Origin of the sequence: Streptomyces sp. SM18, from assembly GCF_002910775.2 — a bacterium.
Lineage (GTDB): Bacteria > Actinomycetota > Actinomycetes > Streptomycetales > Streptomycetaceae > Streptomyces > Streptomyces halstedii.
Genome location: NZ_CP029342.1, coordinates 2,256,707 through 2,272,113, shown reverse-complemented (window position 1 = coordinate 2,272,113; position 15,407 = coordinate 2,256,707). Strand labels below are relative to the sequence as shown.

At 73.9% G+C, this 15,407-nt stretch carries 11 protein-coding genes; all 11 read right to left on the bottom strand.

Going from position 1 to position 15,407, the window contains the following annotated elements; translation table 11 throughout:
- Positions 1 to 10: 10 nt before the first annotated feature.
- Positions 11 to 1,384, bottom strand: coding sequence for an FHA domain-containing protein (locus tag B9S64_RS10125; RefSeq protein WP_103488653.1), 1,374 nt, complete (start codon positions 1,382 to 1,384; stop codon positions 11 to 13).
- A gap of 80 nt (positions 1,385 to 1,464) precedes the next feature.
- Positions 1,465 to 2,823, bottom strand: a complete 1,359-nt coding sequence (locus tag B9S64_RS10120; protein ID WP_103488654.1) for a VWA domain-containing protein — start codon at positions 2,821 to 2,823, stop codon at positions 1,465 to 1,467.
- Positions 2,824 to 2,938: 115 nt separating this feature from the next.
- Positions 2,939 to 4,399 carry a PP2C family serine/threonine-protein phosphatase gene (locus B9S64_RS10115; protein WP_103488655.1) on the bottom strand — a complete coding sequence of 487 codons (1,461 nt, stop codon included), beginning with the start codon at positions 4,397 to 4,399 and terminating at the stop codon, positions 2,939 to 2,941.
- A gap of 2 nt (positions 4,400 to 4,401) precedes the next feature.
- On the bottom strand, positions 4,402 to 7,131 hold the full coding sequence (locus B9S64_RS10110) for a tetratricopeptide repeat protein (protein WP_109492024.1): 2,730 nt from the start codon (positions 7,129 to 7,131) through the stop codon (positions 4,402 to 4,404).
- A complete protein-coding gene (locus B9S64_RS10105; protein ID WP_103491198.1) occupies positions 7,128 to 8,471 on the bottom strand; it encodes a hypothetical protein in 1,344 nt (447 codons plus the stop codon). The genes B9S64_RS10110 and B9S64_RS10105 overlap by 4 nt, the downstream gene beginning before the upstream one ends.
- 76 nt (positions 8,472 to 8,547) lie before the next feature.
- Positions 8,548 to 9,582, bottom strand: coding sequence for a glutamate ABC transporter substrate-binding protein (locus tag B9S64_RS10100; RefSeq protein WP_103491199.1), 1,035 nt, complete (start codon positions 9,580 to 9,582; stop codon positions 8,548 to 8,550).
- An 11-nt stretch (positions 9,583 to 9,593) separates the two neighbouring features.
- Positions 9,594 to 10,979: a hypothetical protein gene (locus B9S64_RS10095; RefSeq protein WP_103491200.1), complete on the bottom strand. Its 1,386-nt coding sequence runs from the start codon at positions 10,977 to 10,979 to the stop codon at positions 9,594 to 9,596.
- Positions 10,980 to 11,327: 348 nt separating this feature from the next.
- Positions 11,328 to 12,302 (bottom strand): N-acetylglucosamine kinase, encoded by a 975-nt coding sequence (locus B9S64_RS10090; protein ID WP_103491201.1) that lies wholly within the window; start codon positions 12,300 to 12,302, stop codon positions 11,328 to 11,330.
- Entirely contained in the window at positions 12,293 to 13,558 is a 1,266-nt protein-coding gene (locus B9S64_RS10085; RefSeq protein ID WP_103491202.1) for a 6-phospho-beta-glucosidase, read from the bottom strand. Before B9S64_RS10085 ends, B9S64_RS10090 begins: the two co-directional genes overlap by 10 nt.
- Before the next feature lies 1 nt (position 13,559).
- A complete protein-coding gene (locus B9S64_RS10080; protein WP_103491203.1) occupies positions 13,560 to 14,462 on the bottom strand; it encodes a carbohydrate ABC transporter permease in 903 nt (300 codons plus the stop codon).
- Positions 14,463 to 14,465: 3 nt separating this feature from the next.
- Positions 14,466 to 15,407, bottom strand: coding sequence for a carbohydrate ABC transporter permease (locus B9S64_RS10075; RefSeq protein ID WP_103491204.1), 942 nt, complete (start codon positions 15,405 to 15,407; stop codon positions 14,466 to 14,468).

The window sequence follows — 15,407 nt, the reverse complement described above, 5'->3', positions numbered from 1 at the left end:
CCCCCGACGTTCAGTCGCGGCGGACCGTGATCGTCGTCCAGGCACCGACGTGCACCTGGTCGCCGTCCTGGAGCGGGACGGGCACGTAGGGCTGGATCGGGTCCTCGGCGCCGTTGAGCGTGGTGCCGTTGGTGGAGTTCTGGTCCACCACGGCCCAACTGCCGTCCGGCTGCCGCACCAGCACCGCGTGCTGGTGCGAGACGCCCGGGTCCTCCGGCGGCACGGCGAGGTCGATGTCGGGCGACTCCCCGGTGCTCTGCCGACGCCGGCCGACGGTGACCTGGTTGCCGGTCAGCGCGAGGCGCTGCTCGGGGGAGTACGCGGGCAGGTTGAGCCCGGTGGCCTCCGGGCCGCTGCGCTGCATCATCGCCAGGAAGTAGTCGCGGTCCGGGGCGACGACCGCCGTCCAGCCCGCCTCGTCCCGGTCCGCGCCCGGCCCGGCACCCTGGGCGCCCTGGGCGGGGCCCTGTGAGTCAGGCCCCGGCTGACCGGGCACCGGGCCCTGACCCGGGAACTGCGGGGCCTGGGGCGCCGAGGCGGCCGGAGGGGACTGCGGGCCCTGCTGGAAGGCCTGCGGGGTCTGCTGCCGCGACGGCGGGGGCAGCATCCAGTCGTCGTCACCGGAGCGCGGCGCCTGGGGCCGGGGCGGCGCGGACTGCTGCGCCGACTGCTGCTGGAACGACGACGGCGGGCCCTGGCGCTGCGGCTCGAACGGCGAGGGCGCACCGGGCGGCGGGCCCTGCGCACCGGTCTGTCCGGGCTGCGCCTGCGGGCCGGACGGTCCCGGCTGCCCAGCTTGTCCCGGCTGTCCCGGCCGGTTCTGCGGGTCGAACGGCGAGGGCCTGCCCTGGCCGTCGAAGGGCGACGGCGACTGCTGCTGGAAGGCGGGCGGGGGCGGCGGCCCCTGCCGGAAGGGATGCGGCGGCGGAGCACCGCCCTGCTCCGGCGCCAGCGGCTCGGCGGGGCGGTTCACCTGTGAGGGCCGCGAGCTCTGGTACTCGAACGGGTCACGCTGCCGCTGTGACGACGGGCCTGTCTGCGCCGTGAAACCGGGCGGCAGGCCGAGACCGGGCGCCGGGGCACCCGGGCCGGGCTGCGGCGCCAGCGGGGTGTACGAGGTGGCCGTGTTCGTGAGGTAGTTCCAGCGGCACTCCTCGCAGAACGGCGCCATCGCCTCGCGCGGGGTGCGGCACTGCGGGCAGAGCTCCGCCTGCGCGGTCGGCTCCCCGGGGCCGGACGGGCCCGGCGGCGGGTAGCCGTAACCGCGTGCGGGCGGCGGAGGGGGCACGGCGCCCGTGGGCGCACCCGCCCCGGCCATGCGATGTCCGCAGACCTCGCACCAGTCCTCGGAACCCGACTGGTGTCCGTTCGGGCAGGTCGGCATGTCGGCGCTTCCCCCTCTCCTACTCCGGCCCGCAGGCCGTCATGCTCTGTCGACTGTGTCGTCCGTGGCGCTGTTCGTGGTCACTTCTTGACGCGAACAGTCTTGGTCGAGCGGGTTTCGAGCGTCATCTCGTCCGCTTCCGCCACTCTCGCTTTCAGTCGCACAGTACCGGTCACCGCGTCGACGACGTCCACCACCTTGGCGAGCAGTTTCGCCGTATCCGCGTTTCCGGAGACCGACGCGAGCTGCACGGCACGGCCCAGTTTGGCGGTCGCGCCGTCGAAATCCCCCGATTTGCGCGCGTCCAGGCCCTGTTGGATGACCTGTGCCAGTTCGGCCTGCCCGGTGTAGTGCGCCACCTGCGGGTTGATCGAGGTGGAGGCCACCATGTCGTCGGTCCACACCGCGCGGACGAGCCCCTGCGAAAGCGTCTGCGGGGGCTCCCCGGCCGAGGCGGACGGCAGGATCAGCGAGACGCGGGCCGCCAGCATCTCCTGGCCGATTCCGGCCTCGGGAACCCTGACGCAGACGTGGTAGTCCCGGGACTCGTCGCCCCAGGACCCGGTCGGATAGTCCCCCGCGCGGGGGCCCGCCCCGGTGCGGCGGTCGGTCAGGTCGACGACCGTGGGAGCGACCTGTTTGACGAAGACGATCTCCACCCCGACGGGGTTCCACAGCCGCAGAGCCACGTCCGCGACCTCCTTGCCCATCGCGTTCTCCATCATCCGCGTGAAGTCGGCGGCCAGGCCCGCCGGATCGGCGACGATGTCGGCCGAGCCGAGCAGGGCGGAGGCGATGGCTGTGACTTCTTTCACCTCCCAGTCCGTGCCGACACCCCGGGCGTCACAGGTGAACCGGCCCGCGCAGGCGTCCAGCGCGGCGCGCAGGTCCTCCGGGGACTCGTGCTCGTTGCGGCCGTCGGTGAGGACGATGCCGTGCCGGATGTCCACGTCGACGGAGCCCAGCAGCCGGTCGGCCAGCCGCAGCCAGGTGCCGATCGCCGTCCCGCCGCCCGCGGTCAGCCGGCGCAGGGCGTCCTTCGCCTGCGCCCTGGTCTGCGCGTCGGCGGTCGCCAGCCGTCCGTTGCCCGGATACACGTCCCTGGCGAGATGGGTCCCCGCCACCACGGCGAACCGGGTGCCGTCGCGCAGCGTGTCGAGGGCCGCGGCCGTGGCGTCCCGGGCGTTGCGCAGCTTCGTCGGCGGGTAGTCCATCGACCCCGAGCAGTCGACCATGAGCACCACGGCGGCGTCCGGCCCCCGCCCGGAGCCCACCGGGCGCGGGCCCGCGTCGGCCGGCGCCACGCCCCCGGTGGTGCCGCCGCCCGTCGAGGTGACGGTGATGATCGCGTTGACCTCGCGCCCGCCCTCGGGCAGATAGGCGTTCTGGTACACCTCGACGGAGAACTGCGGCACGTGCGACTTGGAGAAGTTGGCCATCTGAACGGCTCCTCGATGCTCCTTGGTGCTCCACATGGTCAGGTGAAGACAGAGGTACGGGCGGCTCCGGGCAGCGGAGGGACGCGGGGCGCGCGCGGAGGGCGGCGGGCGCGGCTCAGCCGGCCGGGCAGGCCGATCCTGCCCCGTGCGACGGCACGGCGAACGGCAGCAGCGCCACCGTTACGTTGTCGTGGCCCCCGCCGTCCAGCGCGTGACCGACCAGCACCTGGGCCCCGCGCAGCGGCCGTTCGTACGCGTCGGACGGTACGGCGGCCGCCATCTCGGCCGCCGCCTCCGCGTAGTTCCACAGTCCGTCGGTGCACACCACCACCAGGCCCGGCCGGTCCGGTTTGAAGGACGCGGTGTGCGGCTCCAGTTCGTAGGCGTCGGCGCCGAGCCACCCCGTGATGGCGTGGGCGCGCTCGTCCGCGTACGCCTCCGCCTCGCTCATCAGGCCGGTGGCGACCATCTGCGCGGCCCAGGAGTCGTCCTCCGTGAGCCGGGCGGCCGGGTGGGCGCGGTCCTGGGGCACCCAGTAGACGCGGCTGTCGCCGACCCAGCCGACGACCAGCAGGTCGCCGGCCACGACTGCGCCGACCAGGGTGCAGGCCGGGGCGTTCTGGTGGCGGTGCTGGTCGTGCTCCATCGCCCGGCCGGGGCCCTGGGCCAGCGCGTTGACCGCCTCGGACGCGGCCAGGATCGCCTCGTGCATCGCCTGCTGCGGATGCGTGCCGCGCGGCAGCGACTCCAGCAGCGACGCGTCGGCGGCGGCCGCCGCGGCGGCGGACGCCTCGTCCGGGCGGCTCGCGGAGGAGACGCCGTCGCAGACGATCGCGACGACGGCGGGGGAGCCGTCCGGCAGAGCGGTGCTGGAGACAGCGAACGCGTCCTCGTTGCGGTGGTGGCGCAGTCCCCGGTCGCTGACCGCCGCCACCGCGCCCAGCTCCCGTTCCATGTGGTCGCGTTCACGGGGCTGGGCGTGGCCGCAGTTCTCGCAGTAGCCGTCGGTGTCCACGCGCCCGGAGCGGCAGGCGACACAGACCGTGCCTCCGGCCGGGGCGGCCGCCGCCGCGTGCTCCGCCTGGCGCGGGTCGGGTGCCGCCAGCTCGAAGTCGTCGCCGCCGTCGGGGCCTTCGGCGTCCGGGCCGTCCACCCGGACCGCCGAAGGGGCCGGCGCGGGGGCCTCCTCGGGCAGGGGGCGGCCGCCCGAGTCGGTCCCCGGGAGGTCGCTCGGGCGGTGCGTGGGCGCGGGCAGGTCGGAGCTGTCCACCTCGGACGCGGCCGGCCACTGGACGGCCCCGGCTTCGGACGGCCCGCCGGGAGGCGTACCCGTGCCGGGCGCGGGCGTTCCCGTGTCCGGCGTTCCCGAACCGGGCGTGGGCGCACCCGTGTCCGGCGCGGGCGTTCCCGCACCCGGCGTGGGCAGCGTGATCGCGACCGTCGGGCGGTCGGCGGGAGGCGCGGGGACGGCCGAGAGGTCGTACCCGCACGCCCCGCAGAACCGGTCCCCCGACTCCAGCGGTTCCTCGCAGCTGGGGCATCCCGGCAAGGAGGCCCGCTGGTGGCTCTGTGACATCTTCACACCCAGGTCCGTGGGCGGAGGCGGTTGGCCCGCTCCACCAGTTCGATCCTCTCGTCGCCCCGCTGCGCGAGCCGGGCGAGCATCCGGTACGAGCGTTCGAGGCCGAATCTGAGACCCCGCTCGTCCAGCTCGCTGCCGAGCAGCTTCCCCGGCGCCGAGGCCGCCGGGTCCGCCGTCCGAGGCGTGGGACCACCGGAGAGTACCCAGTCCAGCGCCGTACCCAGCACCTCGGTCGACAACCGCTCACGGCGCACCGCGTCCAGGCCGTACCCCCGCAACGCCGTCACCTGGGCGGCGGCGGCCGACAGGTCGTCGAGCAGCGGCTCCTCGGGCGACCGCCCGCGCAGCCGGGCCCGCACCGAGGCGACCCGCGCCGCCGTGTAGTGGATCGACGCCTCCGGGACCGACTCCAGCGCCCGGACCGCACCGGCCCGGTCGCCCGCCGCGATCCGCACCCGCGCCAGCCCGAACGCCGCGCTCACGAAGCTCGGATCGGTCGTCCACACCAGGTGGTAGTACTCGGCGGCGTTGTCCAGCTGGCCCAGCACCTCCGCGCAGATGCCGAGCGCCACCTTCGGCGCGGGCTCACCGGGGAACGCGTCGTACACCGCGTCGAAGGCCAGCGCCGCGTGCTCGTTCTCTCCGGTCACCAGGGAGGCCAGGCCCCGGTACCACACCACCCGCCAGTCGTCCGGATGCCGTTCCTCCACGGCGGTCAGCGCCCGGACCGCGGAGTCGAGTTCGCCCATCTCCAGCCGGGCGCGCAGCTCACGCAGCCGGGTCTCCAGCGACGGCGCGGGCACGGAGTGCAGCGCGGAGATCAGCTCGGCCGGCGCCGAGGTCATCACACCGGCGAGGAAACCGGCGTTGGGGTCGTTCGCGTCGACCCGGGGGACCGGCAGGGCGAGCGAGGTGGCCCGCGCGTCGAACGCCGCGAGCCGCGGGCGCCCGCCGGACACCACGACGGCCGGAGCGGGGCCGGGGGCCGCGCGCGGGGCCGGCACCGCCGTCCGCGCCGGGGCGTACGCGGGCGCGCCGCCCGGCCCGCCCGCGCTGCCGCCCCGGACGTGGGTGTCGGGGGCGTGGACCGGCCCCGCACCTGGCGCGGGGAGCGCCGGGGCCGGTACGACCGGGGGCGGGGCGGCGGTGACGGGGTTCGGCGGCCCGGCCGCGGGCGCCCCGGCGGGCACCGTCCGGCCCCGGCGCCGCCCCCGGCCCGCCGGGGCGGCCCGGACACCCAGCCGCGAGACCTCCTCGGTCAGCTCCGCGAACAACTCCGTGTCGGTGACGCGCACTTCCGGCCCGAAGAGCGTCGAGAGCGCCGGGCGCGGGCGGCCCGTCTGGAGGGCCACCACCTCACGCAGCACCCCGGTCAGCTGCTCCGCCATCTCGGCCGCCGAGGCGAACCGCCGTGCCGGATCGGGGTCGGTGGCCCGGACCAGCAGCCGGTAGAAGGACTCGTACCGCCGGAACACCTCGATGTTGTCCGGGTCGGGCAGCGAGTCCACGAAGATGTTCGTGTACCCCTGGAAGTCGAAGGTGAGCACCGCGAGCGTCCGCGCGACCGTGTACAGGTCCGAGGCGACGGACGGGCCGACCTCGGCCACCTCCGGCGCCTGGTAGCCGACGGTGCCGTAGATCGCCGACTCGTCGTCGTCCATCCGCCGCACCGCGCCCATGTCGATGAGCTTGAGCTGGTCCTCGGTCTGGATCGCGTTGTCCACCTTGAAGTCGCAGTAGAGCAGATTGCGGCTGTGCAGGTGGCCGAGCGCCTCCAGCGCCTCGATGCCGTACGCGCAGGCCTGCTCGACCGGCAGCGGGTCCCGCTTCCCGTCCGGGGCGCGGCGGCCGTTGGCGATCTCCTTGAGCGCCTTGCCGCCGACGTACTCCATCACTATGTAGCCGTCCAGCGACCCGGTCCGCTGGTCCAGGTGCTCCACGAAGTTGTAGATGCGGACGATGTTGGAGTGCTCGATCTCCGCCAGGAAGCGCCGCTCGGAGATGGCCGCCGCCATGGCGTCCTGGTCGCCCGTGTCCAGCAGGCCCTTCAGGACCACCCAGCGGTCCGACACCGCGCGGTCCACCGCGAGATACACCCAGCCCAGCCCGCCGTGCGCCAGGCAGCCCGCCACCTCGTACTGCCCGTGCACGACGTCACCGCCGCGCAGCTTGGGCACGAAGGAGTACGGGTGCCCGCACTTGGTGCAGAAGCCCTCCGTACGGCCCGCCCGCTCGCCGCGCGCCCGGCCCACCGGGGCGCCGCAGTCCGAGCGGGAGCAGAACCGCTTCCGCTCGGGGACCTCCGGGTTCTCCATCACCGCCGTGCGCGGGTCCGGGCGCGGCACGTCCGGGACGAGCACCAGACCCGCGCCCAGCCGGTTGCGCCCGGACGCCGTCCCCGTCGTACTGCCCGACGAACGCACCGACACCGGGCGGGAGGTGGACGCGCCCGACAGCGCGCGTGAGAGCCGGCCGGAGACCGACCGCCGTGAGGTGGACGAGCGCGAGGAGGACCGCGCGGACGCGCGTGAGGCCGAGCGCTGCGAGCCGCTGTCACCGCCCCGGGTGCCCGCCCCGCCGCCTTGGGCGATGCCCGTGGGCGGCGAACTCACCATCCCCGTCGGCGACACGACCGGCGCCAGCCCGCACGTGTCGCAGTACAGCTCACCGCCGCCCATGTCCTCGTAGGCGCCCTCGCACGCGGGACGCTGGCACTGCGTACTCATGATGTCTCCCCGTCCCCGTGGCCGCCCCGGCCGCCCGCGCGGCGCGGTGCCGGCAGATCCGCCGCGGCCCGCTGGTAGCGCAGCACCGCCTGCTCGGCGACGCGCAGATCGCACGGAGCGCTCCACAGCATCCGGCGGGCCGTGTCGTACCGCTCGGTCAGCAGCGGGTCCTCCGCCATGCCGTGCCGGGCCACCTTCGCCCGGTACGCGTCGAGCCGGCCGCGCAGCTCCGCGCGGACCGCGAGCGGCGCCGTGACCGAGGTCAGCGACTCCCGGGCCCGCATCAGCTCGTCCTCGGCCTCCCGCTCCAGCGAGTCCAGCAGCGGCGAGAGCCGGCTCCACTGGGCGTGCCTGCGGTACGCCGCCGCCGTCGCGAGCCGCTCCTGCAACGCGGTCGGGGGCCCGCTGACCGCGGGCACCTCGCAGGCGGCGATCTTCGCCAGCACCTCGCCGCGCGCCAGCCGGGCCTCGGCGAGCGTACGGGTCGTGCGCGACAGCAGGTCACGCAGCTGGAGCAGGCGCCGCTCGGAGTCCTGCCGGACCGCGAGCACCGCTTCGATCTCGCGGCGCACGTCCTCCAGGGCGAGGGCCGCCCGGTCGTAGCGCGTGGTGTCGGGCCGCCCGCCGCCGGGCGCGGAACTGCGGGGGCCCGGCACCCAGAACGCCAGGGGGTCGGAGACCACCCGCGCCCGCAACGCGGTCAGCTCCTCGGTGATCGACTCCAGGTCGTCACCGGCCGGATGCTCCCCGGGCCGCACCCCGACGGAGTGCGCCAGCGAGCGGGTGCGGCGCAGCTCGGCCGTGAGCAGGTCGATCCGGGCGGGCAGCGCCGACCACACGGCGTCCGCCGAGAGGACCATGTCCAGCGCGTGGGCGTACAGGTCGTTCATCCGGGCGACCAGTTCCTCCAGCGTGAACCGCTCGGAGAGCCGGGCAGGGCCGGTGAGCGAGGCGCCCGGACCCGCCGTTCCCCGGTTCGCCACGGTCACCCCGTCGCCGCGCAGCAGCTCGGTCAGGGCCAGCAGGTCGCTCCTGCCCGGGTAGCGGCGCCTGGCCCGGATCTCACGCGCCGAGGCCAGCGCTCCGGCGTAGGCCTCGAAGTACCGCCAGAGCAGCGTGATCGACCGCGTGGCCGAGGCCCAGCGCTCCTTGGTGACACCGGTCAGCTCGGCGCCCTCCAGGAGACGGCGGCCGGCGTGTTCCTCCAGGGCGAGGAGCGAGGTCTCGATGGCCTCGTGCTCCGCGGCGAGCCGGGCCAGCGTACGGTCCGCCTCGTCCCGGCCCATGACCCGGCCGGGGGGCCCGCCCGCGTAGCCGGGGAAGGATCCCGCCACGCCCATCGTTCACCTCTCCGTTCTCTCGTCCCGGCCGGGTGCCCGGCGGGGTTCAGCTTCCCGGCCGGGCACCCGGCGGGGCTCAGTTGCTCCGGTACGTGGCCGCCGGGGGCCCGGTGACGCCGGGCAGCCCCTCCTCCAGCCACTCCCGGTACGACCGCATCCAGGGACTGCTCGCGCCGCCCCGCCGGTACTCCTCCAGCACGTGATTGACCCGCGCCACCAGGTCGTCCGCGCCGAGCTTCGCCGCGACGCCGTAGTACTCGGTGGTGAACGGCTTGTCGCCCTTCAGCTCCACCGCCGGGTCCTGGGCGGCCTGCCCCGCCGCCAGCGCGTTGTCGGTGACCACCGCGTCCACCTTGCCGAGCTGGAGCCGCACCAGGCAGTCCAGCTGGTTGGGGACGGTCAGCAGGTCCGGGTCGGCCGCGGTGCCCTCGTGCTCGTCCTTGAACACCGCGCCGAACGACTCCTTCTCCAGCGCCTCGTACGCCGTGGAGCCCTCGGCGGTGCACACCCGCTTGCCGGCCAGCGAACGGTCGTACCCGGTGATGTCCGACCCCTTCGCGGCCAGGACCTGCTGCCCGGCCTGGAAGTAGGCGGTGGAGAACGACACCTGCTTCAGCCGGTCGCAGTTGATGGTCATGGTCCGTACGACGATGTCCACCCGGTCGTGCTCCAGCGCGGCGATGCGCTGGTTGGTGGGGATCGCCCGGAAGATCACCGCGTCGGGGTCACCGAGGATGTCCTTGGCGACCGCCCGCACCAGGTCGATGTCGAAGCCCTCCAGCGTGCCGCTCTCCGGATCGCGGTAGCCCCACCGGAAGCTGTTCTGGTCGACACCGGCGATCAGCTTCCCGCGCGCGCGGATCTTGTCGATGTTCGGCCCACCCCCACCGGACGGCGGCAGGCTCGCCTCCGGGTCCACGCACGACTCGGCCGTGGTCCGCACCACCGACGTCACCCCCCGGCCGGTGTCCTGCCCGCCGTGGGAACCGTCCCCGTGCGTCAGCGGCAGCAGGGTGACCGCCGCCGTGACCGCGCAGGCAACCGCCATGCCCGTCACTCCGCCCCAGCCGCGCATCCGCACACGCGCCGACCGGTGGCCCGTCCCTCTCATCGCTCCCCCTTTCACCGGTACTCCGAGAGCCTGCGGTTGATCCCGGCGATCGCGGCGACCGCGCCCAGCACCGCCAGGACACCGGCCCCCACCGGCAGTCCGCCCAGCGCCCCGCGCCCGCTCTTCGCCGCACCGGTGAACTCGCTCTGCTCCTGGCCGAGCGCCTCCTCCAACGCCTCGTCCACCAGGGCGAAGGACTCACCCGTGGAGTCCTTCGCGCCGATGATCTGCTTCAGCGCGCCGTCGTAGTCGCCCTGGTCGTCGGTGGACCGCGCCCTGCGGTGGCGCTCCTGCCACTCGGACACGGCGTCGGCCGCCCGCGCCACCGGCTCCCTGCCCCGGGAGTCGTCGGCGAGCCGGCCGGCGGTGGTCAGCTGCTCGCCGAGGGCCTTCATGCCCGCGCCGTAGTCCGTCTCGTACTTGTCCTGGGTGCCGTCGGCCGTCAGGACCGCCCCGCGGGCCACCAGCGTGAGGTTCTCGTTGGCCCGTGCCTTCAGCGAGTTGATCCGGGCCTTGTTGAGGACGTCGAGCGACTCCTGACCGTGCGTCATCGCGGCGCGCAGCTCCGCGCGGGCGACCGTGTGGCCCACGGCCAGCCACAGCAGCACCACCGAGGCCGCCGCGGTCGCCGCGAGCAGCCCCCGGCTGAAGACCCGGTTGGTGCGGCGGTAGGCGCGGCGCTGCGTCCACACCAGCGCGGCCAGCGCCACGACGCCCGCGCCGAGCGCGAGGAACGGCCAACGCCGGGCGTCGGCCGTGTCGGTGGAGAGCCGGCCGGTCTCCGCCGCGTACAACCGCTCGGCGGCCGGCAGGAGGTCGTTGGTCATCTTCTGGTTGGCGTACCGCAGGTAGGCGCCGCCGAGCGGCAGCCCCTGCCGGTTGTTGGCGCGGGCCCGCTCGACCAAGCCCGCGTATTCGGGGAGCAGTTCGTTGAGGGTCCTGATCTCCCCGGCGGACGAGGACGAGGCGTCGGTGCCGGCCGCGGCCTTCACCAGCAGCCGGGACGCCTCCCTGATGTCCTCCTCGTACTGGGCGTGGACGTCCTCGGGCTCCTCGGCGCCGGCCAGGAAGCCGCTCGCCGCCATCGTGTCCGCGTCGGCCAGCGAACGGTAGATGTCCGCCGCGTCCGCGCTCAGCGGCTGACTGCGCGTCACCACGTCGTCGGCGGCCGAGGCCCGCCCGGACACCTCCAGGGCGGTCACCGCCCCGAACGCCACGACCAGCAGGGCCAGTACGGCACCGATGACCTGGAGCCGGCCCGGCTCGGTCGTCGCCACGGCCCGCAGCCGCTCGGCGGCCACCGACCGGACACCGCGCTGCCCGGGTACGGCCGCGGACGCGTCCGGCCGATCGGGCGCAGGCTCCCGCCGCGGGTCCGCGTTCGGCGGATATGTCACTTGACCTCCCCCTCGGTCACTGGCGGCTGCCCGGTCCTCCGGCCGGTCGGAGGAAAGGTCCCTGGCCAGAAGTATGGCCGCAGGAACCGTCATTCACCAGGAACGCCCTGATCCTCACCCCCGGCCCCCGTATTCGATCAGGACGAGCACAGCCGATCAAGGCGCGTCGCCGGGCGGGCCCCACGGGCCCCGGAACGCACCGATCCCCCACCATGAACACGTTCGGGACATCTGATCGGTTCCCGTACGGATGAGGCGATTCGCGCGGCCGGTGCCGCCGGGGCGCGGCACGACGACGGGGGCACCGGGGCGCCACGCGCCGCCGGTGCCCCCGGTGCCTTCGGTACGTCAGGCGTAGTGCGCCCGCAGGGTGTCGTGCACCCCGGGGGCCGCCCCGAGGTGGTCCAGGCCCAGCAGTCCCGCCCCCAGCACCGGCGGCTGGGCGACGACCCGGATCACCGCCTTCGGCGCCCGCTCGGCCAGCAGCGCGCCGATCCGCTCGTCCAGCCGGGGGTGCCGGGCCGCGAGCACACTGCCGCCCAGCAGGACCGGCACCTCCTCGTCCAGCAGCCCGAGTCGGTCCAGCGCCACCGAGGCCATCGCGACCACCTCGTCCGCCAGCCGGTCCACCAGCGCGGACGCCACCCGGTCGCCCGCGGCGCCCGTCGCGAACAGCACGGGGGTCAGCTCGTGCCGCGACTCCTGCGGTATCCGCCCCCGGTGCAGGGCCTCGATCAGCGCGTACATCGAGTCCAGCCCGAAGTGGCCGGGCAGCGCGCGCGCCAGTTCCGTCGGCTCGCCCCGCCCGTCCTCGGCCCGCGCCGCGTACCACAGGGCCTCCTCCGCGAGACCCGAACCGCCGCCCCAGTCCCCGGATATCCGGCCGATCGCGGGGAAGCGGGCGGTGCGGCCGTCCGGCACCATGCCCACGCAGTTGATCCCCGCGCCGCAGACGACGGCCACCCCCCTCGGCTCGTCCACCCCGGCCCGCAGGATCGCGAAGGTGTCGTTGCGGACCTCGACGGTGCGGCCCCACCCCCGGCGGAGCAGGGCCTCGGTCAGCTCGGCCTCCTCCACCGGGAGATCGGCGTTGGCCAGACACGCCGAGACGTGCGCGACGGCGCCCACCGGCCGCCCCGCCCTGGCCAGGGCCCGGCCGATCGCGGAGGCCAGCACGTCGACCGCCGCCTCCACGCCGACGACCGGCGGCTGGAACCCGCCGCCGCGCGCCGTCGAGAGCACCGAGCCGTCCTCACCGATCAGTGCCACGTCGGTCTTGCTGTTCCCCGCGTCGACGGCGAGGACCGAAGCGTTCACGCCCACGCCAGGTGCTCCCGGTTGTGCGCGATCAGCCGGTCGGTGAGCTGCTCGGCGTACGCGTACTGGCCGACCAGCGGGTGCGCCAGCAGCGCCTTGAACACCCGGTCGCGGCCGCCGTGCAGCGCCGCCGCCAGCGCCAGGTCCTCGTACGCCGTCACACCGGCGACCAGCCCCGCGAACAGCGGGTCGAGCGCCGGGACCGCGAGCGGCACGGCACCCGAGCCGTCCACCCGCGCCTGGGTCTCGATGACCGCGTCGTCCGGCAGGAAGGGCAGCGTGCCGTTGTTGTACGTGTTGACGACCTGGATCTCGGAGCCGCCGCCGCCGAGCAGGGAGGCCGCCAGGTCCACGGCCGCCTCCGAGTAGAAGGCGCCGCCCCGCTTCGCCAGCAGCGCGGGCTTCTCGTCCAGCGCCGGGTCGGCGTACAACGCGAGGAGGTCCTTCTCCATGGCGGCGACCTCCGCCGCGCGGGACGGCTTGGTGGCCAGCTCCCGGACGACCTCGTCGTGCGCGTAGAAGTACCGCAGGTAGTACGAGGGGACGACGCCGAGCCGGTCCAGCAGGGCGGGGGACATCCGCAGGTCGGCGGCGATCGCCTCGCCGTGCTCCGCCAGCAGCCGGGGCAGCGCGTCCTCGCCGTCCGGGCCGCCCAGGCGCACCCCCAGCTCCCAGGAGAGGTGGTTCAGCCCGACGTGGTCCAGGTGCACCTCGGACGGGGCGACGTCCAGCAGCCGGGCGAACTTCCGCTGGAAGCCGATCGCCACGTTGCACAGCCCGACGGCCTTGTGCCCGGCCTGGAGCAGGGCCCGGGTCACGATGCCGACCGGGTTGGTGAAGTCGATGATCCAGGCGTCGGGGTTGGTGCGCCGGACCCGCTCCGCGATGTCCAGGACGACCGGCACCGTGCGCATCGCCTTGGCGAGGCCGCCGGCCCCGGTGGTCTCCTGGCCGACGCAGCCGCACTCCAGCGGCCAGGTCTCGTCCTGCTCGCGGGCCGCCTGCCCGCCGACGCGCAGTTGGAGCAGCACCGCGTCGGCGCCCTCCACCCCCGCGTCGAGATCGGCGGTCGTGGTGATCCGCCCCGGGTGGCCCTGCTTGGCGAAGATCCGCCGGGCCAGCGGACCGACCAGGTCCAGCCGGTCGGCCGCCGGATCGACGAGCACCAGCTCCTCGATGGGCAGCGTGTCCCGCAACCGTGCGAAACCGTCGATCAGTTCGGGGGTGTAGGTGGACCCGCCACCCACTACTGCGAGCTTCATTTCAGCCCTTCACTCCAGTCAGTGTGACGCCCTCGACAAACGCCTTCTGGGCGAAGAAGAAGACGGCGATCACGGGGGCCATGACCAGAACGGTCGCGGCCATGGTCAGGTTCCAGTCGGTGTGGTGCGCGCCCTTGAAGGACTCCAGCCCGTAACTGAGGGTCCAGGCACCCGGGTTCTCCGAGGCGTAGATCTGCGGCCCGAAGTAGTCGTTCCAGGCGGCGAAGAACTGGAACAGGGCGATCGCGGCGATGCCGGGCTTCGCCATCGGCAGCACCACCCTGATCAGGGTGCGGAACTCGCCGCAGCCGTCCACCTTCGCCGCGTCCAGGTACTCGTCGGGGATGGTGAGGAGGAACTGCCGCAGCAGGAAGATGGAGAACGCGTCACCGAACGCCATCGGGATGATCAGCGGCCAGAGCGTGCCGGACAGGTCCAGCTGCTTCGCCCAGAACAGGTACATCGGGATGATGACCACCTGGGGCGGCAGCATCATCATCGAGATGACCAGCATCAGGGAGAGCCGGCGCCCCCGGAAGCGGAACTTCGCCAGCGCGTAGGCGACGGGCACCGAGGAGACCACCGTCAGCACGGTGCCCACCCCCGCGTACAGCAGGGTGTTGCGCCACCAGGTCAGGAAGCCCGGGGTGTCGAACACACGCCGGTAGTTGTCCCATTCCCAGGTACGGGGGATCAGGTCCCGGGTCAGCGCCTGCTGGTCGCTCATCAGCGAGGTCAGCACCACGAAGACGAACGGCAGGACGAAGAAGAGGGCGGCGGCCACCCCCAGGGAGTGCACCGCGATCCAGTGCAGCACCGCCTTGCGGCGGGCGGTGCGCAGGGCGGGCGAGGGCGCCTCGGGGGAGGCGGCCGGCGGCCGGGGCGGGTCGAGGAGTTGGGTCATGGCTCAGTCACCGGCCTGGATCAGGTTGTTGCGGCCCCGCATCAGCAGTGCGGTGAAGGCCATGGCCAGGGCGAACAGGACGAGGGCGACCACGCAGGCGGAGCCGTAGTCGAAGCGCTGGAAGCCCAGGTTGTAGACGAGCTGGGGGAGCGTCAGGGTCGACTTGTCGGGATATCCGGGTTCGAACTGCTGCCCGGAGCCCCCGATCACCCCCGAGGCGACCTTCCCCGCCACGAGCGGCTGGGTGTAGTACTGCATCGCCTGGATCACCCCGGTGACCACGGCGAAGAGCACGATCGGCGAGATGTTCGGCAGCGTGACGAAGCGGAACCGCTGCCAGGGCGACGTACCGTCCAGCTCGGCCGCCTCGTACTGCTCCTTGGGGACGTCCAGGAGCGCCGCCATGAAGATGACCATCAGGTCCCCGATGCCCCACACGGCCAGCATGGTCAGCGCGGGCTTCGACCAGGTGGCGTCGTTGAACCAGCCGGGCGTCGGCAGGCCGAGGTCGCCCAGGATCGAGTTGACCGGGCCCGTCCCCGGGTTGAGCAGGAAGACGAACGCGAGCGTCGCGGCGACCGGCGGGGCCAGGTAGGGCAGATAGAAGAAGGTGCGGAAGAGCCCCGTCCCCGTCTTGATCTTGGTGATCAGCATCCCGATCCCGAGCCCGAACACGACCCGGCAGGTGACCATGACGAGGACCAGCCACAGGGTGTTGGCCAGGGACGGCCAGAACATCGGGTAGTCGGAGAAGACGTACGTCCAGTTCGTCAGCCCGTTGAAGGACGGCGCCCCGAAGCCGTCGTACCTCATGAACGAGAAGTACACGGTCGAGACCATCGGGTACGCGAAGAAGACGCTGAACCCGATCAGCCAGGGCGACATGAAGGCCGCCGTCCGCAGCGCCGATCTGCGGCGCTTGGACCGGAGGGTGTGCGTGGTCAT

Coding starts and splice junctions, on each gene's coding strand:
- B9S64_RS10110 (WP_109492024.1), bottom strand. CDS start 7,131: ATGAGTACGCAGTGCCAGCGTCCCGCGTGCGAGGGCGCCTACGAGGAC.
- B9S64_RS10075 (WP_103491204.1), bottom strand. CDS start 15,407: ATGACCACGCACACCCTCCGGTCCAAGCGCCGCAGATCGGCGCTGCGG.
- B9S64_RS10115 (WP_103488655.1), bottom strand. CDS start 4,399: ATGTCACAGAGCCACCAGCGGGCCTCCTTGCCGGGATGCCCCAGCTGC.
- B9S64_RS10120 (WP_103488654.1), bottom strand. CDS start 2,823: ATGGCCAACTTCTCCAAGTCGCACGTGCCGCAGTTCTCCGTCGAGGTG.
- B9S64_RS10125 (WP_103488653.1), bottom strand. CDS start 1,384: ATGCCGACCTGCCCGAACGGACACCAGTCGGGTTCCGAGGACTGGTGC.
- B9S64_RS10080 (WP_103491203.1), bottom strand. CDS start 14,462: ATGACCCAACTCCTCGACCCGCCCCGGCCGCCGGCCGCCTCCCCCGAG.
- B9S64_RS10105 (WP_103491198.1), bottom strand. CDS start 8,471: ATGGGCGTGGCGGGATCCTTCCCCGGCTACGCGGGCGGGCCCCCCGGC.
- B9S64_RS10085 (WP_103491202.1), bottom strand. CDS start 13,558: ATGAAGCTCGCAGTAGTGGGTGGCGGGTCCACCTACACCCCCGAACTG.
- B9S64_RS10100 (WP_103491199.1), bottom strand. CDS start 9,582: ATGAGAGGGACGGGCCACCGGTCGGCGCGTGTGCGGATGCGCGGCTGG.